The sequence below is a fragment of the Streptomyces sp. NPDC058284 genome (genome assembly GCF_042881135.1).
Lineage (GTDB): Bacteria > Actinomycetota > Actinomycetes > Streptomycetales > Streptomycetaceae > Streptomyces.
In genome coordinates this window covers 259,419-280,590 of sequence record NZ_JBHVYE010000007.1, presented here as the reverse complement: position 1 = coordinate 280,590, position 21,172 = coordinate 259,419, and the positions used below count along the sequence as shown (strand labels likewise).

Genomic DNA, 21,172 nt, shown 5'->3' with positions numbered 1-21,172 from the left:
TGGAGCCATGCGCGCCGCCCGCCTCATCAAGATGGTCCTGCTGCTCCAGGCCCGGCCCTCCATGACCGCCGCCGAACTGGCAGAGGAGCTTGAGGTGTCCGAGCGGACGATCACGCGCGACGCGCAGGCGCTGTCCGAGGCGGGCGTTCCCGTATACGCCGACCGGGGCCGCACCGGCGGATACCGGCTGGTCGGCGGTTACCGCACCCGCCTCACGGGGCTCGGCCGCAGCGAGGCGGAGGCGCTGTTCCTGTCCGGGGTGCCGGGCGCGCTGCGGGAGATGGGGCTCGCGGACGCGGCGTCGGCGGCCCGCCTGAAGGTGTCGGCGGCGCTCATGCCGTCGCTGCGGGACGCCTCGCAGAACGCGTCGCAACGGTTCCATCTGGACGCGCCGGGCTGGTTCAGGGAGACGCCCGCCCCCGAGCTGCTGCCCGCCGTGGCGGACGCGGTCTGGGACGACCGGCGGCTGAGCGCCCGCTACCGCCGCCAGGAGGCCGAGGTGGAGCGGGAGCTGGAACCGTACGGGCTCGTGCTGAAGGCCGGGGTCTGGTATCTGTGCGCGCGGGTGCCCGAATCGGGGGTGTTCCGCGTGTACCGCGTCGACCGGTTCACCGCGGTCGATGCGGGCGACGAGCGGTTCGCGCGGGACGAGGAGTTCGACCTGCCGGGGTTCTGGGAGGAGCGGGCCGAGCAGTTCGCGCGGGCGATCCTGCGGTCCGAGGCCGTGGTGCGGCTCTCGGAGGCGGGCGTGCGTCAGCTGCCGTACGCCACCGACCGCGCCGTCGCACGGGAGGCGATGGGGACGGCGGGCGAGCCGGACGCGGCGGGCCGGGTGACGGTCACGCTGCCCGTCGAGAACGAGGACGTGGCGTACGCGCAGCTCCTGGCCCTCGGCCCGGAGGCGGAGGTCCTGGGGCCGCCGAGTCTGCGCGCACGCTTCGCGGAGGCCACCGCCAGGGCGGCCGCGCTCTACCGGTAGCCGGTGACGTCCGCGGTCCCGCTCTCCTGGTCGACCTCCGTCAGGTACCGCCAGGCGTCCGGCGCCGAACCGTCGACGTCGGTGAAGCCGTACTCCTTGGCGAGTCCGCCGCTGGAGAGGGAGGCGCCGTTGTGGCGCGCCACGTCGGGGTCGCTCGCGAGGGCGACGAGTGCGCGGCCCACGAACGCGGGCGTCTCGGAGATCGCGAAGTGCGGGTTCTGCGCGGTGCCCGCGAGCCAGTTCTCCTCGGTCACCTTGAAGTGGGTGTCGAGCATGGCCTCGGAGCGCAGCCAGCCGGGGGTCAGGCAGAGCGCCGTGCAGCCGTACTCCGCGAGCTCCTCGGCGAGGCCGCGCGCCATCCGCAACGGGGCCGCCTTGGCGAGGTCGTAGTAGAAGGGCTTGCGGTAGTTGGCGCCGTTGTACTCGGCGGTGCCGTCGGTGACCTCGACGACGAGGCCGCCGGGGTTCCTGGTGAGCAGCGGCAGCGCGTGGTGGCTGGTGACGATGTGGGTCTCGATGCCGAGGCGCAGGATGCGCAGCCCCTTGTCGAGGTCGTGCTCCCACATCTTCTTGTCCCACTCGACGTGGGCGTCGCCGCCCCAGATGTCGTTGACGAGGATGTCCAGGCGGCCCTGCTCGCGGTCGATGCGCTCGACGAGGGCCCGGACCTGCTCGGGCTCCAGGTGGTCGGTGGGCACGGCGATGCCCTTGCCGCCGGCGGCGTCGACCAGTTCGGCGGTCTCCTCGATGGTCTCGGTGGCGCGGCCGGTCTCGCTGATGTGCTCGCGCGTGGTGCGGCCCGTCACGTACACGGTGGCTCCCGCGCGGCCGAGCTCCACGGCCATGGCGCGGCCCGCGCCGCGGGTGGCGCCCGCGACGAGGGCGATCTTTCCGTTCAGGTTCTGCGTGGTCTCCATGTCCTTGAGGCTTCCACCAAAACCCGACAACGCCTGTCGCCTTTTCCACGGGCATGTGCGCGGATAACGAGACAGCCGCATTCCGGCGCACTCCGCGTGCGCCCCCACTCTCCAGGACCGATGCTGGACCCGTGATGGACGAGACGGAGTTCTGGGAGATCGTGGACAGCACCCGCGAGGCCGCCGACGGCGACCCCGAGGACCACGCCGAGCTGCTCGTCGAAAGACTGGTGGGGTCCGACCCGGACGCCGTCCTCGACTTCGCCCGTCACTTCGAGGCCCGCTACAACCGCGCCTACCGCTGGGACCTCTGGGGCGCGGCATCGGTGCTGCTCGGCGGCGCGAGCGACGACGCCTTCGACTACTTCCGCTGCTGGCTGATCGGCCAGGGCCGGGAGGTCTTCGAGGGCGCGGTGCACGATCCGGACGCGCTCGCCGAACTCCTCGACGACTTCGACGAGGAGTTCGACGGGGACGGCGAGGAGCTCGGCTACGCGGCGGACGAGGCGTACGAGCAGCTCACCGGGGACGTCGCCCCCGAGCTCGGGATCGCGCCGGCCCCGCCGGAGCCGGAGGGCACGCCGGTCGACTTCGAGGACGAGGCGGCGCTCGCGCAGCGCTACCCGAAGCTGTGGGACCGCTTCATGGCGGACTGATTCCAGGACTGATTCTTTGGGGCGGCCGGGCTCTCAGAAGTGGGTGCCGCCGTCGACGCGTACCTCCGTGCCGGTGATGAAGCGGCCGTCCTGCGAGGCGAGCATCGCGACGACCGAGGCGACGGTCTCGGGACCCGCGAAGCCCTGGCCGAGCGCGGGCGCGAGCTTCACGAAGAGGCTCATGTCGGCGTCCTCGGGCAGGCCGGGGCCGACGCTCTGCCTGCTGGCGCCGGAGCCGTCGGTCATGCCGGACGAGATGGAGCCGGGCTGCACGGCGGTGAAACGGATGCCCTGCTTGCCGTACTCGCCGGCCAGCGCGTGCGTCATGGACTGGATGCCGCCCTTGCTGGCCGCGTACGCCGCCATGTACGGGTGGGCGAACATCGCCGAGGTGGAGCTGAAGTTGACGACGGCGGGTCCTTCGCCTTCGAGGAGCGCCGGGATCGCCTCGCGGATCATCAGGAACGTGCCGGTGAGGTTGACGGCGATGACCTGGTTGAAGGCGTCAAGGGTCGTCTCGTGGGTGTGCGAGGAGCGCAGGATGCCCGCCGCGTTCACCAGGACGTCAAGGCCGCCGAGCGCGGCGGTGGCCGCCGCGACGCCCGCGCGGACCGAGGCCTCGTCGGCGATGTTCACGACGAGGGTGGTCAGACGTGCCGCGCCGTCGCCCGCCTTCACCACGGTGTCCTTCAGGCCGTCCTCGCTGACGTCGGCGGCGACCACCGCGCCGCCCTCGGCCAGCATGCGCAGCACGGTCGCCTGGCCGATGCCGGAGCCGCCACCGGTCACCAGGGCGTGGCGCCCCTCGTAACGGTTCAGGGTCTGCACGGGGCTCTGTATGGGGGGCTGTCCGGGGCTCTGCATGGTGTTCTCCCACTTTCACAACGGTCGCGCGCGAGCGCTTCACTTTCGCGTTACACGTTATGCCTGTGTGGCACGTTGTGCCATATCGACCAATCACGCCTACTACGGTGCCTGGATGAGCTGATGGGCGGGAGGGGAGTGCTGAGGCGGGCGAGGGCGTGAGGAGTGGCCTCCCACGCGTGCGTCGGGCCGGGCTGAGGTGGACCGGGCTGGGCCGGTGGCAGGCTTACGCGGCGTCCGGGCCCCCGGTGCCCTCCGCCCGCGACTCCCGGCCCGCCCGCGACTCCCGCTTCCCCTCCCCCTCCTGCTCCCCCTCCGCCCCCGCGCACGGTCCCGGCGCGAAGATCATCAGCGTCACATCGTCCCGTACGCGCCCCGCGTGGCCGACCACGTCGGCCCAGACCCGCTCCACGAGCCCTCCCGGGTCGTTAAGGAGCGCCGCGTCCGCCTTGAGCATCGCGGCGATCCTGTCGACCAGCGGGTAGAACACGCCACCCATGTCCCGCGCCTCGCTCACGCCGTCGGTCAGACCGAGCAGCCGGTCCCCGGCGAGCAGCGGCACCGTCAGCTCCGCGGGCGGGGCGAGGCCCGCGATGCCGAGGCCGAGCGGCGGGCCGGCACGCACCTCGAGCTCGGTGACCTCCGAGCCGCGCAGCAGCAGGGGCGGCGGATGCCCGCACGAGACCACGCGCACCACGGAGTCGTCGTCGGGGAACTCCAGGAGCACCGCCGTCGCGAACAGCTCCGCGTGCTCCTGCCCGGCCGAGTCCACCACGAGCCTGCGGTCGAGCTGGGTGGCGACACCCACCAGGTCCGGCTTGTCGAGGACCGCCTCGCGGAACGCGCCGAGCAGCGCGGCGACCGTGCCGACCGCGGCGAGCCCGTGGCCCTGCACGTCGCCGATCAGGGCGCGCACTCCGTGGGGTCCCCTGCGTACGTCGAAGAAGTCGCCGCCGACCAGCGACTCGTGCTGCGCGGCCTCGTACAGGCCCGCGCACCGGACCCTGCCGACCCACTCCCGCAGCGGCGGAAGGACGGCGAACTGGGCCGCCTCCGCGACCGTGCGGACCGTCACGAGCTGGGCCTCACGGCGGCTGCGCACCCAGGCGAAGGCCACGCTGAGCAGGGCGATGAAGGTGATCGTGAGCTGGTCACTGTTGCCGGGATGGCCAAGGCCCAGGTCCGGGAGGGAGAGCAGCAGGATGACGACGCCGCCGAGCAGGGCGGTGGCGGCGGGGCCGTACGAGAGGGCGGCCAGCGGCGGGACGGCCGCGACCAGGAAGCTCAGGTCGATCGTCTTGGGGGTGACCAGCTGGACCAGCAGGATCGCGAGCAGCAGCAGCGGCGGGGGCCAGCGCACCCAGGGAGGGGGCGGCGTCCCGCGCAGCAACCAGTCGCGCTGCTCCGCCTCGCGCCGTCTGGCCTCCGCCCTGATCATCTCTTCACGCTCCTACGCGCTCGGCGCGCCCGCACGCCGGGCCGGTCCGTCGGGTGCGGAACACCCCGCTCAGAGGGGGCGGCCCATGAGGATGTCGTCGACATACTCGCCTGCCAGCAGGAACTCGCCGGGCAGCACGCCCTCGATGACGAACCCCTCGGCCTCGTAGAGCTTGCGGGCGGGGGTGTTGTGCCCGAGGACGCGCAGGGTGATGCGGCGTGCGCCCTGGCGGCGGGCCTCGTCCATGGCCGCCCGGATCAGCCGCGTTCCGATGCCGCGGCCGCGCACCTCCTCGGCGACGACGAAGCCCTGGATCTGGCGCACGTGCGCGTTGACCAGCAGCGGCGTGGGGAAGCCGATCTTCACGTAGCCGACGATCCGTCCCGCCACCTCGGCGATCAGGTGGTCGCGGGGTCCGAAGCGGTCGTTGAAGAACGGCTCGTACGGCGGCTCGGGGCGGGGCTGGACCGCGTGCAGGGTGGACCAGGTGGCGCGGTCGAGACGGGCGAGCTCGTCGTCGTCCTCGGGGCGTGCGATGCGTATGTGCATGTCCGGCATGGCGCCACTGTACGGCGGCGGGGACGCGCCACGTCGGGTGCACGGGGCGGGCGCCGTCCGGGCCCGCCGGGGCAGGATGGGACTCATGGAAACCACACAGTCACGCGTCGCCGTGGCCGGCTCCTCCGGGCTCATCGGGACGGCGCTCACCCGCTCCCTCGCCGCCGACGGGCACACCGTGGTGCGCCTGGTGCGCGGGGCGCCCCGCGGCCGGGACGAGGTGCGCTGGAGTCCCAAGGAGGGGTACGTGGACACGGCCGGGCTCGCCGGCTGCTCCGCCGTCGTCAACCTCGCGGGCGCGGGCATCGGCGACCACCGCTGGACGGCCGCGTACAAGCGGGAGCTGCGGGACAGCAGGGTCCTCGGCACCGCCGCGCTCGCCACCGCCGCGGCCTCCCTCGACGAGCCGCCGCGAGTCTTCGTGAACGCGAGCGCGATCGGCTACTACGGAGACACCGGCCGGCGCGCGGTGGACGAGAGCGCCCCCGCGGGGACCGGGTTCCTGCCGTCGCTGTGCGTGGAGTGGGAGGAGGCGACGGCGCCCGCGCGGGACGCGGGCATCCGTACGGTCATCGCCCGCAACGGCCTCGTGATCGGCCGCGAGGGCGGGGCCTGGGGCCGCCTCTTCCCGCTGTTCAAGGCGGGGCTCGGGGGCCGCCTGGGCAACGGCCGGCAGTTCTGGAGCTATATCGCCCTGCACGACGAGGTGGCCGCGCTGCGACACCTCATCGACACCCGGACGCTGTCGGGCCCGGTCAACCTCACGGCCCCCGATCCGCTCACCAACCGCGAGGTGACGGCCGCGATGGGGCGGGTGCTGCGCAGGCCCACGCTCTTCCCCGCGCCCGCGCCCGCGCTGCGCGTGGTGCTCGGGGAGATGGCCGGGGACGTCCTCGGCAGCCAGCGGGTGCTCCCGACCCGTCTCCTGGAGTCCGGCTTCGCCTTCCGGTATCCCGGCATCGAGGAGGCGATCCGGGCGGCGCTGCGGTGACCGGGGTGGGGGTGAGGTGACCGGGGCAGGGCTCCGTACCGCGCCGCACGCCCCCCTGCCCGCCCCCTGCCCGCCTCGTGTGCGACCCGCGTGCGACCGTGCCCGGTGCGTGCGCGACTGCCGCGGACCGGAACCGCTCCTACCCTCGTGCCGAACTCGGGTATTCCAGAGCGCTGTCGGGGGCATCAGCCCCTCACAAGCCGCGCGACCTCGGGAGGGGCACGTGCCAGAGCCTGCGCACCATGCGGATGTCGTCATCGTGGGAGCCGGGGCCGCGGGGCTCTCGGCAGCGCATCGGCTGACCAGTGCCGGTGTAACGACCGTGGTCCTGGAGGCCGCCCCTTACGTCGGCGGCCGGATGTCGACCGAGAAGGTCGACGGGTTCCGGCTCGACCGGATCGGCCAGCTCCTCACCACGTCGTACCCGGAACTGCGCCGCACCCCGGGGCTCGACTCCCTCGTGCTGCGCCCGTTCGCCCCCGGCCTCCTGGTCCACAGCGAAGGACGCCACCACCGCGCCGCCGAGCCCAAGCCCGGACGGAGCGCGTGGGGCGCACTCACCACGGCGCGCGCCCTCGCGAGCGCCCCCCTCGGACCGGCGCGGGCCGCCCTGACCCCCGCGAGGGCCACCCCCGGCACGACGCCCCGCCCGGCCCCCCTCGGCGGCCCGCTCGACCAGGCCCGGCTCGGCGCCGCCCTGGCCCGGATCGCCGCGACACCCGTCGAGCGCCTCCTGACCCGGCCCGAACTCCCGGCCAGGGACGCCCTCTTCGCCCGCGGACTGCCCGCCCGCACCATCGACGGATTCCTGCGCCCGCTGCTCTCCGCGCTGCTCTGCGACCCCGGCCTGACCACGTCGAGCCGGTGCGCGGACCTCGCCCTGCACGCCTTCGCGCGCGGCCGCCTCTGCCTGCCCGAGGGCGGCGCCGACGTCCTGCCCGACCTCCTCGCCGCCGCCCTGCCGCCGGGCACCGTACGTACCGGTGTCCGCGTCACCTCCGTCTCGACGAGCCGCGTCGGGACCGCCGAGCACGGGGAGTTCCCGTGCCGCGCCGTCCTCCTCGCCACCGACGCGCGCGCCGCGGCGGAGCTCCTGCCCGGCCTGCGCGTGCCGCCGTTCCACGAGGTGACGGTCTTCCACCACACCGCGCCCGAGCCGCCGCTCGACGGGCCCGCGCTGCTCCTGGACGCCGACCGTGCGGGTCCGGTCGCCCACACCTCGGTCGTCAGCCACGTCGACCCCTCGCGTGCGCCCGCCGACCGCGTCCTGGTCTCCTCGACGGTCCTCGGACCGCCGCCGGACGAGCGCGCCGTCCGCACGCACCTCGCCGCGCTGTACGGCACCCCGACCCACCGCTGGGAGCCGCTCGCCGTCCACCACACCCGCGAGGCCGTCCCCGCGATGCCACCCCCGCACGACGCGCGGCGCCCCGTGCGCCTGCTCTCGGGGCTCTACGTCTGCGGCGACCACCGGGACACCAGCACCGTCCAGGGCGCCCTGCACTCGGGGCGCCGCGCCGCCCACGCCGCCCTCACGGACTTCGGCATCACCCCCTCGTACGCCCAGGAAGCACTGCCCACGGCGGCTTGACCGGCCCGACCCCTGCGACCTGTCGACCAACTCCCCCGGAAGCCCCCGTGCCCCCACGCGGGGGCTTCCCCCTGCCAGGCCGCCCGCGACCGCACTCCCCGACCCCCGGGGGGGCCGGTCCCCTCCCGCCGCGACGGCACGTCATCCGAGCGCCGCGACCTTGTCGCGGTACCCCCGCACCGGCCCCGCGTCCCGGTACGGCTCAAGGCGGCGCTCGAAGTCGCGTACGTACTCGTGGGCCCGCGCGGACCGCATCTCCCCCGCCGCCTGCGCGGCCTCCGCACCCAGCTGGCACGCGTGTTCCAGCTCGCCGAGACCGAGCCGCGCGGTGGCGAGGACCACCCGGCAGAAGAGCCGGGAGCGCGCGAAGGCGGGGGCGCGCAGCTGGAGCGACCGCTCGGCGTACTGGGCGGCGGCCCGGTACTGCTGCAGGTCGCGGTAGCTGTGCCCGAACTCGTCGGCCAGCTGCGCCTCGTCGAAGAACCGCGCCCAGTGCGGCACTTCGTCGCCGGGCCGCGCCGCCTCCAGTGAGCGCTCGGCCCGCGCCAGGGCCGCCGTGCAGGCCCGCACCTCGCCCAGCACCCCGTGCCCGCGCGCCTCGGCCGCGTACAGCAGGGACTGCACGATGTGCGGCGCCGCGGAGCCGACGCCCTGCTGGGCGACCCGCGCGAGCTGCACGGCCTCGCGTCCATGGCCGAGGTAGACGGCCTGGCGGCTCATCGTGACCAGGACGTACGAGCCGTACGCCCGGTCGCCCGCCGCCTGGGCGAGGCGCAGGGCCTGGACGTAGTACCGCTGGGCGAGGCCGTGTGCGGCGATGTCGTACGAGGTCCAGCCCGCGAGGCGGGTCAGGTCGGCGACGGCGCCGAAGAGCCGCCGCCCGGCCTGCTCGCCGTAGACCCCGCGCAGCATCGGCTCGGCCTCGTGCTCCAGATAGCGGACCAGCGCCTGCCGCGCGTGCCCGCCGCCGTACGCGTGGTCGAGTGCGCGGAACAGCTCACCGACGGAGCGCAGCGCCGCGATGTCGCCGCTGCTGACCCGCTGCCCGGGGCCGCGTTCGGGGCCCTGCCGCTGCCGGGGCACCGCGGGGCGCCCCTGGAGCGGCACGCGCGCGTGGGACGGGTCGATGTCCCCGCGCCCCACGCGTTCGTCGGCGCGGCCGATCAGCCAGTCCCTGCTCGGCACCACGAGGCCGGCCGGGGTGAACGCGATCTTCCGCAGCTCGGCGTGGCTGCCGGAGTCCTTGCGCCACAGGCCGCCGACGATGTCGACGGCCTCCTCGGGGCTGGCCGCGAACTCGAGGCCCGCGTAGACCGGTGCGCACGCGTCGAGCCCGAGGTCCTGGGCGGACAGGCGCCGCCCGAGCCGTCTGGTGAAGACCTCCGCGATCAGCGCGGGTGTGGTGCCTCTGGGCTGCTGGCCGCGCAGCCACCGGGTCACCGATGTCTTGTCGTACCGCAGGTCGAGGCCGTGCTCAAGACCGAGCTGGTCGACGCGGCGCGCGAGGCCCGCATTGGAGAACCCGGCTTCCGAGATGAGCGCGGCTAGCTGGCGGTTTGGGGTGCGCTGCGGGGGTCGTTCCGTCATCGGCTGTGCGGTCTCCTGCCTTTCGGGTCTGCCTTGAGCAGCCCTTATGGCCTCATGAACGGCGTGAATGTAACGGCCATCACAGCGCTCGGACGCACCTTCCCCCGGCATTCATCCGATCGTGTGAGGAACCCGGGCCGAGGTTGCCGAAGGAGCGGGCCCGTACAGTGGCAGGGGCGCGATATGTGCACGGTGAACGTTCAGGGAGGCACCTGCCGTGAGTGAGTTTCGGTTCGTCCGGCTGGGCTTCGGCCCGGACTCCGTGGAGTACCGGGAGGCGTGGGACGAGCAGCGCCGTGTGCACGCCGCCCGCTTCGCCGACGAGGTCCCGGACACCTGTCTGCTGCTCGAGCACCCGCCGGTCTACACGGCGGGCCGCCGCACCGCGGACAGCGAGCGCCCGCTGGACGGCACCCCCGTCGTCGACGTGGACCGCGGCGGCAAGATCACCTGGCACGGCCCCGGCCAGCTGGTGGGCTACCCGATCCAGAAGCTGCCCCGCCCGGTCGATGTCGTAGCACACGTACGCCGTCTGGAAGAGGCTCTTATCCGTACGTGTGCGGAGTTCGGCCTGGAGACCACCCGTGTCGAGGGCCGCAGCGGTGTCTGGGTCCTCGGTGACCCCGTGGAGCAGCGTCCGGCGCTCGGCGGCCTCTCCCTCGACTTCGACCCGCGGCTCCAGGACGACGAGTTCGACGCCCGGTTCAACGGTCCGGAGTACGCGCCGTCCAACGCGGGCCAGCGCCGCGAGGACCGGAAGATCGCCGCGATCGGCATCCGCGTCGCCAAGGGCGTGACGATGCACGGCTTCGCGCTGAACGTGAACCCGGACAACACCTGGTTCGACCGGATCATCCCGTGCGGCATCCGCGACGCGGGCGTCACGTCGCTCGCGTACGAGCTCGGCCGCGACATCACCATCGCCGACGTGCTGCCCGTCGCCGAGCGGCACCTGCGCGACGTACTGGAGAACGCGGAGCTCAAGCCGCGGGTGGTCGAGAAGCGGGCGGAGCCTGAGGCAGCGCCCGAGGCGGCGCCCGCGCCCGAGAAGGCCTCCGCGTAGCGACACCGGGGCTGGAGGGGGAATGGACCCCCTTGGCCAGAGGTTGGCCAGAAGTAAGCCCACCGACATGACGGGCGTACCCTGGTGTGCGCCGAAGAATCGAAGCTACAGGAGCCGATGTGTCCGCAGTCGCACCCGACGGACGCAAGATGCTGCGCCTGGAGGTCCGGAACGCCCAGACCCCCATCGAGCGCAAGCCCGAGTGGATCAAGACCCGGGCGAAGATGGGCCCCGAGTACAACGCCCTGCAGAAACTCGTGAAGAGCGAGGGGCTGCACACGGTCTGCCAGGAGGCGGGCTGTCCGAACATCTACGAGTGCTGGGAAGACCGCGAGGCGACGTTCCTCATCGGCGGCGACCAGTGCACGCGGCGCTGTGACTTCTGCCAGATCGACACCGGCAAGCCGCAGGCCCTCGACCGCGACGAGCCGCGCCGCGTCGGCGAGTCCGTCGTCACGATGGACCTGAACTACGCCACGATCACCGGCGTCGCCCGCGACGACCTGGCCGACGGCGGCGCCTGGCTGTACGCCGAGACGGTGCGCCAGATCCACGCGATGACGGCGGAGCGTGCCGAGGGCTACACCAAGGTCGAGCTGCTCATCCCCGACTTCAACGCCGACCCCGACCAGCTGGCCGAGGTCTTCTCGTCCCGCCCCGAGGTCCTCGGTCACAACGTCGAGACGGTGCCGCGCATCTTCAAGCGGATCCGCCCCGGCTTCCGTTACGAGCGCTCCCTCGAGGTCATCACGAAGGCCCGCGAGGCCGGCCTGGTCACCAAGTCCAACCTGATCCTGGGCATGGGCGAGACCCGCGAAGAGGTCAGCGAGGCGCTGCGCCAGCTGCACGAGGCGGGCACGGAACTGGTCACGATCACCCAGTACCTGCGCCCCACGCCGCGCCACCACCCCGTCGAGCGCTGGGTGAAGCCCGCGGAGTTCGTGGAGCTGAAGGAGGAGGCCGAGCAGATCGGCTTCTCGGGCGTCATGTCGGGCCCGCTGGTCCGCTCCTCGTACCGCGCGGGCCGCCTGTACCAGATGGCGATCGAGAAGCGGGGCGCGTACGTGGCTTCGCAGGCGCTGTGACGGGCGCTGCCGCTCCCTTCGCTGCTCCCTTCGCCGCTCCTTTCGTGACGGCGGCACATGCCGGGCACGCACGCCCCGTGTGAATCGGCGCACAAGACACTACCCACTGGTAGAAGCCGCAACGACGCGGTCCGCACGATCCCGCAGGTGACGGGGGCGTACGGGCCGCGTCAGCATTTCGGGGCCCGGCGTCAGGGTTTCATCGGGGTTTGACCGCCTGGTCACGCCCTGGTAACACCAATCAGTGACCCTGGTATCACCGCACGTGCAGCCTTACCCATAGCCGCTCCCCCGAGCCGCTCCCCAGGAGGGCACCATCATGCAGGCCGCGCCCGTTCGCGCCACCGCCATCCCGTCCGTCACCGTCGCCCTGCGCGCCGTCGAGTCGCTGCTGATGAGCGGCGGCCAGCGCACGGCACGGCGCAACGCCTGGACTTCCGTCCTCGAGGACCGGCGCCGCGCCAAGGACCGGGTCGAGGCGCTGCGCGTCCTCGAAGAGGCCGTGACCACCCGCACGTCGTAGTCGGCTCCGGGGGCACGTAGACTTCACGGCATGGCGAGGAAGGAATCCACCGCGGCGGATGCGGCCGCGGAGCCAGGGCGACTCAAGCAGATCGCTCTGACCTACAAGATGACCCGGCGGGCCGACTCCAAGATCGGCCTGATCATCGCGGCGGTGGGAATTGTCACCTTCGGTGTCTTCCTCGCGATCGGCTTCTTGATCGGCCACCCGGTCTACCTGGGCATTCTTGGCTTCCTGCTCGCCTTCCTCGCGATGGCGATCGTCTTCGGACGCAGGGCCGAGCGCGCCGCCTTCGGGCAGATGGAGGGCCAGCCCGGTGCGGCGGCCGCGGTGCTCGACAAGATCGGCCGCGGCTGGACGACGACCCCCGCGGTCGCGATGAACCGCAGCCAGGACGTGGTGCACCGCACCGTCGGCAAGGCGGGCATCGTCCTGGTCGCCGAGGGCAACCCGAACCGCGTGAAGGGTCTGCTGGCCGCCGAGAAGCGGAAGATGGCGCGCATCGTGGCGGACGTCCCGGTGCACGACGTCATCGTCGGCACGACCGACGACACGGTCTCCCTGAAGAAGCTCCGCACGACGCTCCTGAAGCTCCCCCGCGTACTCACGGGCCCGCAGGTCACCGCGACCAACGACCGTTTGCGGGCGATGGGTGACCTCATGTCGAACATGCCGTTGCCGAAGGGGCCGATGCCGAAGGGTATGCGCATGCCTCGCGGCGGCCCGAAGATGTAATACGGCGGATGCGGTGGAGACCGCCGAAGCCGTGCTTTGTGGGCGCCCTTGGTGGGCGCCCACAATTGTTTTCCGCCGGGACCCCATGCGCACGGCCATACGAAGAGCGCCGCCACACCCAGCTCCTGGGCCGCGGGTCCGAACTGCGGCCGCCGCGCGACGACGAGGGCCCGGAACCGAGTGGTTCCGGGCCCTCATTGTCGTAACGCGAGGCGAGATCGTCGTAGCGCGGGGCGAGATTGTCGTAACGCGAGGCGAGATCGTCGTAACGCGAGGCGAGAAGCGGCAGCGTCTCAGATCCGGACCTGCACCGCCCGGGACAGCCGGTCGTGCAGGCCGCGGCCGTCGCGGTCCCAGATCAGGGCGGGGATGACGAGGCAGAGCAGGATGCTGCGGACCAGGACCCACCCGGGGGCGAGCCGGCCGCCGCCCTCGGCGATGACGCGCAGCCGCAGGAGGGCCTTGCCCGGCGTGCAGCCGACCGTGCCGACGGTCAGCACGCTCATGACGAAGAAGATCCCGAGGGCCCAGTTGCCCATCGCCTGCTGGTCACCGCCCGCGAACAGACCGTATGCGATCAGCATGCACAGGGCCCAGTCGACGGCGAGTGCGCCGATGCGGCGGCCGGGGCGCGCGATCGCTCCCGGCCCCTCCTCCGGCAGGCCCAATTGCTGACCCCGGTACCCGAAGTCGACGCCGGCGTCCTCGGCAGCCGCGCGCGGGCCGGACAGCCACGATCCGATTGCTTGCCTCTTGTCCACCCGTCAAAGGTACTGCGCCCCTTGTCGCACGCGGGCGGGCGGGGTGCCGGACCACCCCCGTGATGCCCGTCACCCGGCCGCGTCGGTTAACTTCGGTGAAACAAATGGGTCACGCTTGAGAAATGCCCCGTCCCTATGGTCGGGTCCCAGCGTGTGCCACCGCACTGGCTGCACCACGAGCTGCAACCCCGTCCGACCCCGGGCGGGAGTAGGAGGAGTTGGATGTTGTTCCAGAACGCCGACGACGCGAAGAAGTACATCGCGGACGAGGACGTCAAGTTCGTCGACGTCCGATTCTGCGACCTGCCCGGTGTCATGCAGCACTTCACGATCCCGGCGGCGGCGTTCGACCCGGACGAGGAGCTTGCCTTCGACGGTTCGTCGATCCGCGGCTTCCAGGCCATCCACGAGTCCGACATGGCGCTGCGCGCGGACCTGTCGACCGCCCGGGTCGACCCGTTCCGCCGCGACAAGACCGTCAACATCAACTTCTTCATCCACGACCCGATCACGGGCGAGCAGTACAGCCGTGACCCGCGCAACATCGCCAAGAAGGCCGAGGCCTACCTCGCGTCGACCGGCATCGCGGACACCGCGTACTTCGGTCCCGAGGCCGAGTTCTACGTCTTCGACAACGTCCGCTTCCAGACGTCGGCGAACGAGAGCTTCTACCACATCGACTCCGAGGCCGGCGCCTGGAACACCGGTGCGGTCGAGAACAACCGCGGCTACAAGGTCCGCTACAAGGGCGGCTACTTCCCGGCCCCGCCGGTCGACCACTTCGCCGACCTGCGCGCGGAGATCTCCCTCGAACTGGACAAGAACGGCCTCCAGGTCGAGCGCCAGCACCACGAGGTCGGCACGGCCGGCCAGGCGGAGATCAACTACAAGTTCAACACGCTGCTGGCCGCGGCCGACGACCTGATGCTCTTCAAGTACATCGTGAAGAACGTCGCCTGGCGCAACGAGAAGACCGCGACCTTCATGCCGAAGCCGATCTTCGGCGACAACGGCTCGGGCATGCACGTCCACCAGTCGCTATGGTCGGGCGGCCAGCCGCTCTTCTACGACGAGCAGGGCTACGCGGGCCTCTCGGACACCGCCCGCTACTACATCGGCGGCATCCTCAAGCACGCCCCGTCGCTGCTCGCCTTCACCAACCCCACGGTGAACTCGTACCACCGCCTGGTCCCCGGCTTCGAGGCCCCGGTCAACATGGTCTACTCGCAGCGCAACCGCTCGGCCGCGATGCGTATCCCGATCACGGGCTCCAACCCGAAGGCCAAGCGCGTGGAGTTCCGCGCGCCGGACCCGTCCTCGAACCCGTACCTGGCGTTCTCGGCGCTCCTGATGGCCGGCCTGGACGGTGTCAAGAACAAGATCGAGCCCCCGGAGCCGATCGACAAGGACCTCTACGAGCTGGCCCCCGAGGAGCACGCGGGCGTCGCCCAGGTCCCGACCTCCCTCCCCGCAGTCCTCGACGCCCTCGAGGCGGACAACGAGTACCTGCAGGCGGGCGGCGTCTTCACGTCCGACCTGATCGAGACGTGGATCGACTACAAGCGCACGAACGAAATCGCCCCGATCCAACTGCGCCCGCACCCGCACGAGTTCGAGCTGTACTTCGACATCTAAAGATCAGCTCCGGGCGACCGGGCGGGATTCTTGAAGGCATGCGTTGACCTGCGAAAACACTGCACAGCAGTGCTCGCTGTTGCCGCTTGGTTTCCGCCCTCTTGTGCACCGCGTGTGCACCGCCCGGCTGATTCCCTGACGTAGCGTCAGTAACAGTGAGGCCGCCACTCCCATCGGGGTGGCGGCCTTGCTCTGTAGGGTGCGTCCCGTACCGATCCTCGCCATGTGCGGACCATCTAGGAAAAGGGCGAGCTTCAGCCCAGGCGCCAATGAGATTCTGTGTTGGTGGGCATAGTCTTCCCCGGCCAACTGGGCACGGTCGAACCAGGATCCAGTGCCGCTGCGCAGGCACTGATCGGACGTCTGAAGCTCACCGCACCTCGTGCGCAGCCTCCGGAGCAACAGGACGTTGCCTTCATACCGGTGACCCGCGCGCAGTGGAAGTCCGTGCTGAAGGACGCCGATCTACCCAGGCTTCAGCAGGAAACCGATGAGACGGCCAGGGAAATCCTGCTCCTGCGGACCGCCTCCGGCGCGACGGTCGGGAAGCGACTTCCAGAGTTGTTGCAGCGTCTCGGCACGTCGGTTGTCGCCCTGAGCTCCGTGGCAGCTGAGGTATCCCGGTTCAGCCCTTCCCGCACCAGCGCGGCTGAGCGACGGTTGGCTGCTGACCTGGCGCAAGCAAATCAACGCGAGGTCCAGGCGCTGTTCGCCTGCCTCAAGCAGGGATGGCTAGAGGCCGCCTGGGCTCCGGTACAAAGGCATGCTCAAGCGGCCCAAGCAATTGCGCGGGCTCTGGAGACTGCAACCAGCAATCATCATCAGGCCAGTGCTCCTGACGAGGACATATACCGACGAACACTCGGACTGTCGGCCGAGGAAGTGGGTCACGGCTCGGGTGTAGCGGTACGAGCTCGTTTGCTGGCTGCCTGGGCGAAGAATCCAAAGGAACTCGATCGTCGGCTACGCCGGAGCATGAGTCATCTGATCGACGACTCCATACCGTTGACAGTGAAACTGCTCAATCACCTAGCCGCTCTCGCACTGTCCGACCGTCCCTTGGAGGCACACCGCGCCACACTCCTGTCGCGTGATCTGGTGACTTCCCATCTGAAATTGGAACCAGAACTTACGTGTGCGGTGATTGCACGGCACAGCAGTCAAGAACGGGAGTTGCTGTCCTCCCACCGCGGACAGATCGCCTACCACGATGCCTACAACCGGTCGGAACACCAGGAAGAGAAGGCGCGTGCGGCCTTGGACATGCATCGGGCCGCGCTGGAAGGCGACGTCAAGCGCACCGCCACTGTGCTCTTGGAACTGCTGGGCCGGATGATCCCGCAAGGAGCCTCTCTCTCGACCATACGAGACCTGCTCGTGGCTGAGGGGACACAGCCGCTGTGCAGAATGCTCGCTTCCACGATCCGATCTGATTGGCGCAACGCGAACGCACACGAGGACTTCCGCTGGGACCCCGTCGACGGCACGCTCCTCTTGGGCGGCCAGCCGACTGACCTGCAGGCGGTACTGGACGCTGTCATCCGAGCCCGTACCATCTGCCACGGGTTCGAGCACGGAGTCGCCGTGGCCTACGGGCAGAACGCGTCCTTGATCAATTGGGGCGCGATGGAAACGACCTACGTCAGCCGAGACCTCGCCATACTTCAAGCTGCTGGAGAGGTGAGATTCTCGGTACTGGACATTCGACGCCATGGCAGCCTCGTACGCTTGGACGTTCCCGATCTCTCCATCAAGGACTTGAGAGAGGCATTCCGCGCAATTCTGAGGGGCTCCATAGCAGACCCCGGTGTCGAGCGTTGGGAGTTGCGGCAACCCTCACGGGGCCTGCCGCCACTGTGCGTGGACATCACGGGAACACGCGTCGGGCTCCGGCTCTCGGAATCACTATGGGATAACGCCGATCCGCTCCCGTTCGCCGAACTCCCCCTGCTGGCAAACGCCATGACCAATGCAGGAGAACCAGCGGAAATCGCAGCCTCATCGATTCTCTTTCTGGCTGCAGCCCATGTAGTTGGAGAGCGCGACCGCTTGTCGCGTGCTCTTGCACACGGGGATCCAGCCGCCAAGAAGGAATTGATCAACACCACTAGGCTGATCAGCAGCGGAGCCAAGGCCGCAGCCGAGCTTCTTGAGAATCAAGCCCGACGCAAGTTGCTGGCCTTTGCCGAAGTTCTCGCCGGAGAGTGCCACCGTCTGGAAAACGCTGCCCCCAGGGACCTCACCCACGGCTTCGTGCCTGCCGATCGGACCCTGCGCAGGCACGTACCTTGCCTGCCGTGGATCGCAGAAGTCGAAGGCTGATCCAGCACGATCAAGACCCGTGGTCTCCTGATGTGATCGGCTTTGCCACTGGACGCTTGGCTTCAGCTCCTGCACCGGATTTCCGTTCCGTATCGAGGTGGGCATCGCCCGTCACAGAACGGCAGTCCGTACCGCGTGATAAGGCATCCTCACGCCGAAATCCTCGGCGAGACAGCCACGGCCGGAGAGGCAGTCGCCATGGCGGTATCCCATCAGCCTCGGCCTGGCCATGGAGGGAACCGCCGACCGAGATGCGTGACGCGCATGATCGCCGCCGCACCCTGCTGGAACGACAAGCTGCGACTCCGCCGACCTGAAGGTCGTCGGCTGACATGTCAGGTTTCGGGGGCCCCGAGGTGTCGCCGGGCTGCGGTCCAGACGTCTTCGAAGTCCTCGAAAGTCAGCGGCTCCTCGACGTGCCCCTCCCAATCGGTGACGGGCGGCTCGGCAATGAACCCGTACCGGGCATCGTCGTCCTCGGCCGACGCGGCTGCGATCGGGCGCAGCGCAGGCCCTTCGAGTTCGACCTGCCGGCGCACCCACGCGTCATCGCCGACCTCGAAGTAGAACCAAGTGTCTTCTTCGTACCAGTAGCTGCGGAACCATCGCGTCACCGACTCATCCTGACCCATCGCCCTCGTCCTTCGGTAGCTCGATGGTCAGTCGAACCAGACGACGAGCCGTACGTTCTCCGGGCCATGCAGCCCGCTCAGTGTGCGCATCGTCTCCCAGACCGGTCCCCAGTGGGTGGCGTCCCCCGCGACCGTACGTCGGCTGAGTGCGCCAGAGCCGTCGGTCTCGCCCCAGTCGGCAACGCTCAGCTCGGCCCAGGTGATCCAGGTGGCACCATGGGCGTACTCGGGGCCGCCGTAGGCGGTGAAGGCAGCGCGCACCCCGTCGGATGTGTCCTCAGGTAGGCCGCGATCTTCGGCCAGAGGCTGGAACCCGTAGGAGTTGCGCACCCCGAAGAGGCAGGCGAGCGCGTCGTAGGCATTGCCGGTGTTGAGGAGGAACAGGTCGATGGCGGCCGTCCAGACGGCGTCCTCGTCGTCTTCGCCCCAGATCCGGGCTCCTGGCCTGCACTCGATCATTCCGCTCATGCCGGTGGACATGCTCGGATTCTGGCGGGCAGAGATGGGGCCTGTCGTCCGGGTTTCGCGACGGCCTCTCCCGCAGGAGATCGGTCGAGGGTCAGGGGCCTTGAACCACGCTGCGGTCCGCTCAATGCGCTGGAGACCGCATCCACTGCACGAGTCCTGACAGCGCGTTGACGAGATCCTCCTCTGTCTGGAGAAGGCGGTGCTCAGGGCGGACCTGACCGCTCTCGACGTCTGCGTGGTCGAGTTCTGCTTCGCCGGTGTCCCAGATGGTGATGGTGGCGAGTCGCGCATTGGTACTCAGGGTCACCCAGGCGCTCGCCTTGCTGCGGCCGTCAGCCGGAGAGGTACCGAGCTCACAGTCGATTGCCGCTGCTCGGAGGCCGGCTCCTTGGTCGCTGCACCAGGCGGCAAGTACATGAGGGAAGTCGGTCATGCATTCCGCCACTTCTCGGTGCCACAGCCAACTTCGTAGTGCCACCACCCTTCCTCTTCCCCTTGATCCAGAAGCGCCTTGATCCCGGTGAAGTCCGCGTTGGCCGGTGCAGTGAAGGCCACCATGGGGAAGTCCTCGCTGAAGACCTCGCCTCCGAGCCCGAACGCCGAAAGACGCTGGTGCACCGCCTGGGGACTGCGTCCCAAGGGGCCGGTAGGGATGGGCACGACGCGAATCGTGCAGTTGCCGGCGGTGCTGACTCGCCCAGCGGCCCAGTGGAGGCCGTCGGCATCGGTCTGATACCGAACCACGTCGCCTTCAGCGACCCCGTCCTGAAGGAAGGGGATGTTCTGCACGATGGCCGTGTCATCGCCGAGCTTCGTTGCCCACAGGCCCTCTGTGTCCTGCGGGAACCAACCCTCGCGAGGAACGAACCGGAACCAGACCTTGATCTTCTCGACCGTGCTCTCCATGACGGGCATCATGCGCCGCCCGGAAACGGTACTTCTCACCGGGGCTGCGCTAGTTACTCAATGTTCGTCTGTCGTCGGCCAAGGTCCATCGGCCAAAATCAGTTGGAGCCGCCCTCAATCGGCGCCATATCGTGGGCGAGAAGGATGGTCCGGGTGTTCGGGGGTTGAGTGCAGGTCGAAGATCATGCCGCTTGGGAGCGGGACTTCCCGGTGAAGTACCTGCTGGTCCACCAGGACGAGGAGGACCAGGAAGAGTTCTGGGGGCGGTGCGCAGGTGTCGAGGGCATGTTCGTGGACAAGCTGCCGCCACCACGCGAGGTGCTGACGCTGCGGGGGTGCGCTCCCGAAGGGCTGTTGCGCGATGCATTGATGCCGAGCGGGGAGTCGACCGCCCTGCTGGGTGAGGTATGCGTCGAGGTCTGGGACGAAGAGCAGCCGTTGCAGTGGTGGTCCTTGCTCGACTGCGTCGTCATCACCCATCAGCCGAACCGTGACGATCCCGCCCTGGTGGACATCGTGGTGGGAGCAGGCGTCGAGGAAGAGCACGCCTGGTCGCACACCCTGCCGACACCACCGCGGTTCAAGCTGTTCGTGGGGCCCACCAGGACGCTCGGCTCGGCCGGCCACTGCCTGGCCGTGGACGGGCTGTTCGTGACGCGAGGCGCCCCGGCGCCCGCGCCGCTGAGACTCGTTGGCTGCGAGCCCGCCGAACCCCTGCTCGCCGTCCTGCGCAGGCCGCGCAAGTTCGACCGGGACTGGGCGGGGCTGTGGGCCCTGGACCGCACCGGCCGGGTGATGTACCGCCACAACGTGTACCTGCGCATCGAGACGGCCCGGCCGTCGGTGCTGGGCGGCAGCCTCCTAGACATCAAGCTCACCGACGGCGGCAAGGACAGGCCACCGCTGCTGGCCCGCCCTATTTGGGAGACCTGGTACAGAGGTGCCCCGGACACCCGCAATCAGTGGGCGCCGCTTCCCGCCGAGGGCAGGTACCAGTGGCTCGACCTGACCGCCACCGGCATGAGCGAACAGGGCATCAACCGTACGGGCGGCGTCCACCACCTCGACGGTACGTACGTCACAGACGCGCCTGGCCTGCACTGCGCCATGGCCGAGGCGCTGGCGGGACCCGGCGGCTATTACGGCCGGGAATGGAACGCCTTCAAGGACTGCCTGCACGGCGGCTTCGGCGTGGCCGCACCCTTCACCTTGATCTGGCACCACGCCGATGTCGCTCGCCAGGCACTGGCAGACGACATCTGGGACACCGAGAAGGGCCTCAGCTACTTCGAGGAGATCGTGCAACTCCTCAAAGCCTCCGGCGTCACAGTCATTCTCCAGTGAGACACGGTGTTGCGGGCGTCAGCGATGGGACTTCGGTGGTGTGGCTGGGACGATCCTCGTCCCGGTCACCTCAGCGGTCTCTTGGAGGAGGTTCTCCCAGTCCGTGTCTTGGATCCA

21 protein-coding genes are annotated in these 21,172 nt (G+C 70.1%); 11 read left to right on the top strand and 10 right to left on the bottom strand.

Going from position 1 to position 21,172, the window contains the following annotated elements; genetic code table 11:
- Positions 1–7: 7 nt before the first annotated feature.
- Entirely contained in the window at positions 8–979 is a 972-nt protein-coding gene (locus tag ACFVYR_RS13475; RefSeq protein ID WP_384257199.1) for a helix-turn-helix transcriptional regulator, read from the top strand.
- Here the strand turns inward: ACFVYR_RS13475 and ACFVYR_RS13470 are convergent.
- Entirely contained in the window at positions 970–1,896 is a 927-nt protein-coding gene (locus tag ACFVYR_RS13470; RefSeq protein WP_384257196.1) for an SDR family oxidoreductase, read from the bottom strand. The genes ACFVYR_RS13475 and ACFVYR_RS13470 overlap by 10 nt on opposite strands.
- A 134-nt stretch (positions 1,897–2,030) precedes the next feature.
- On the opposite strand from ACFVYR_RS13470, the gene ACFVYR_RS13465 reads away from it, so the two are divergent.
- Positions 2,031–2,552 carry a DUF4240 domain-containing protein gene (locus ACFVYR_RS13465; RefSeq protein WP_384257230.1) on the top strand — a complete coding sequence of 174 codons (522 nt, stop codon included), beginning with the start codon at positions 2,031–2,033 and terminating at the stop codon, positions 2,550–2,552.
- 33 nt (positions 2,553–2,585) lie between these two features.
- Here ACFVYR_RS13465 and ACFVYR_RS13460 read toward each other — a convergent pair whose 3' ends face one another.
- The 3 genes from ACFVYR_RS13460 to ACFVYR_RS13450 form a co-directional block, all read right to left on the bottom strand.
- A complete protein-coding gene (locus tag ACFVYR_RS13460; protein WP_384257228.1) occupies positions 2,586–3,371 on the bottom strand; it encodes an SDR family NAD(P)-dependent oxidoreductase in 786 nt (261 codons plus the stop codon).
- Positions 3,372–3,642: 271 nt separating this feature from the next.
- Positions 3,643–4,854: a PP2C family protein-serine/threonine phosphatase gene (locus ACFVYR_RS13455; RefSeq protein WP_384257194.1), complete on the bottom strand. Its 1,212-nt coding sequence runs from the start codon at positions 4,852–4,854 to the stop codon at positions 3,643–3,645.
- 69 nt (positions 4,855–4,923) lie between these two features.
- The gene (locus ACFVYR_RS13450; protein WP_384257191.1) at positions 4,924–5,412 is read right to left on the bottom strand and encodes a GNAT family N-acetyltransferase; all 489 of its coding nucleotides are present in this window, start codon (positions 5,410–5,412) and stop codon (positions 4,924–4,926) included.
- An 85-nt stretch (positions 5,413–5,497) separates the two neighbouring features.
- On the opposite strand from ACFVYR_RS13450, the gene ACFVYR_RS13445 reads away from it, so the two are divergent.
- Positions 5,498–6,403: a TIGR01777 family oxidoreductase gene (locus tag ACFVYR_RS13445; RefSeq protein WP_384257189.1), complete on the top strand. Its 906-nt coding sequence runs from the start codon at positions 5,498–5,500 to the stop codon at positions 6,401–6,403.
- A gap of 223 nt (positions 6,404–6,626) precedes the next feature.
- A complete protein-coding gene (locus tag ACFVYR_RS13440) occupies positions 6,627–7,994 on the top strand; it encodes an NAD(P)/FAD-dependent oxidoreductase (protein WP_384257188.1) in 1,368 nt (455 codons plus the stop codon).
- A 141-nt stretch (positions 7,995–8,135) separates the two neighbouring features.
- Here ACFVYR_RS13440 and ACFVYR_RS13435 read toward each other — a convergent pair whose 3' ends face one another.
- Positions 8,136–9,581, bottom strand: a complete 1,446-nt coding sequence (locus tag ACFVYR_RS13435; RefSeq protein WP_384257186.1) for a regulator — start codon at positions 9,579–9,581, stop codon at positions 8,136–8,138.
- A gap of 217 nt (positions 9,582–9,798) precedes the next feature.
- Between ACFVYR_RS13435 and lipB the strand changes: the two genes are divergently transcribed.
- From lipB to ACFVYR_RS13415, 4 genes are all read left to right on the top strand, one after another.
- Positions 9,799–10,644, top strand: coding sequence for a lipoyl(octanoyl) transferase LipB (lipB, locus tag ACFVYR_RS13430; protein WP_384257184.1), 846 nt, complete (start codon positions 9,799–9,801; stop codon positions 10,642–10,644).
- Between the two features lie 119 nt (positions 10,645–10,763).
- On the top strand, positions 10,764–11,729 hold the full coding sequence (locus tag ACFVYR_RS13425) for a lipoyl synthase (RefSeq protein WP_384257182.1): 966 nt from the start codon (positions 10,764–10,766) through the stop codon (positions 11,727–11,729).
- Positions 11,730–12,048: 319 nt separating this feature from the next.
- On the top strand, positions 12,049–12,252 hold the full coding sequence (locus ACFVYR_RS13420) for a hypothetical protein (RefSeq protein ID WP_384257179.1): 204 nt from the start codon (positions 12,049–12,051) through the stop codon (positions 12,250–12,252).
- A 30-nt stretch (positions 12,253–12,282) separates the two neighbouring features.
- On the top strand, positions 12,283–12,987 hold the full coding sequence (locus ACFVYR_RS13415) for a DUF4191 domain-containing protein (protein WP_384257177.1): 705 nt from the start codon (positions 12,283–12,285) through the stop codon (positions 12,985–12,987).
- Between the two features lie 293 nt (positions 12,988–13,280).
- Here ACFVYR_RS13415 and ACFVYR_RS13410 read toward each other — a convergent pair whose 3' ends face one another.
- The gene (locus ACFVYR_RS13410) at positions 13,281–13,748 is read right to left on the bottom strand and encodes an RDD family protein (RefSeq protein WP_384257174.1); all 468 of its coding nucleotides are present in this window, start codon (positions 13,746–13,748) and stop codon (positions 13,281–13,283) included.
- Positions 13,749–13,973: 225 nt separating this feature from the next.
- Here ACFVYR_RS13410 and glnA point away from each other — a divergent pair, with 225 nt between their 5' ends.
- Positions 13,974–15,383 carry a type I glutamate--ammonia ligase gene (gene glnA / locus ACFVYR_RS13405; RefSeq protein WP_384257224.1) on the top strand — a complete coding sequence of 470 codons (1,410 nt, stop codon included), beginning with the start codon at positions 13,974–13,976 and terminating at the stop codon, positions 15,381–15,383.
- A 285-nt stretch (positions 15,384–15,668) separates the two neighbouring features.
- On the top strand, positions 15,669–17,705 hold the full coding sequence (locus ACFVYR_RS13400; RefSeq protein ID WP_384257172.1) for a hypothetical protein: 2,037 nt from the start codon (positions 15,669–15,671) through the stop codon (positions 17,703–17,705).
- A gap of 335 nt (positions 17,706–18,040) precedes the next feature.
- Here ACFVYR_RS13400 and ACFVYR_RS13395 read toward each other — a convergent pair whose 3' ends face one another.
- The 4 genes from ACFVYR_RS13395 to ACFVYR_RS13380 all read right to left on the bottom strand — a co-directional run bounded on the left by ACFVYR_RS13395 (position 18,041) and on the right by ACFVYR_RS13380 (position 19,711).
- Entirely contained in the window at positions 18,041–18,337 is a 297-nt protein-coding gene (locus ACFVYR_RS13395; protein WP_384257170.1) for a hypothetical protein, read from the bottom strand.
- A 27-nt stretch (positions 18,338–18,364) separates the two neighbouring features.
- Positions 18,365–18,817, bottom strand: a complete 453-nt coding sequence (locus ACFVYR_RS13390; protein WP_384257167.1) for a hypothetical protein — start codon at positions 18,815–18,817, stop codon at positions 18,365–18,367.
- A gap of 109 nt (positions 18,818–18,926) precedes the next feature.
- Positions 18,927–19,238, bottom strand: a complete 312-nt coding sequence (locus ACFVYR_RS13385; RefSeq protein ID WP_384257165.1) for a hypothetical protein — start codon at positions 19,236–19,238, stop codon at positions 18,927–18,929.
- Complete coding sequence (locus ACFVYR_RS13380) at positions 19,235–19,711, bottom strand: DUF4265 domain-containing protein (RefSeq protein WP_384257162.1); 477 nt, start codon at positions 19,709–19,711, stop codon at positions 19,235–19,237. Before ACFVYR_RS13380 ends, ACFVYR_RS13385 begins: the two co-directional genes overlap by 4 nt.
- A 210-nt stretch (positions 19,712–19,921) precedes the next feature.
- On the opposite strand from ACFVYR_RS13380, the gene ACFVYR_RS13375 reads away from it, so the two are divergent.
- On the top strand, positions 19,922–21,055 hold the full coding sequence (locus tag ACFVYR_RS13375; RefSeq protein WP_384257160.1) for a barstar family protein: 1,134 nt from the start codon (positions 19,922–19,924) through the stop codon (positions 21,053–21,055).
- The last annotated feature ends 117 nt before the right edge of the window (positions 21,056–21,172 follow it).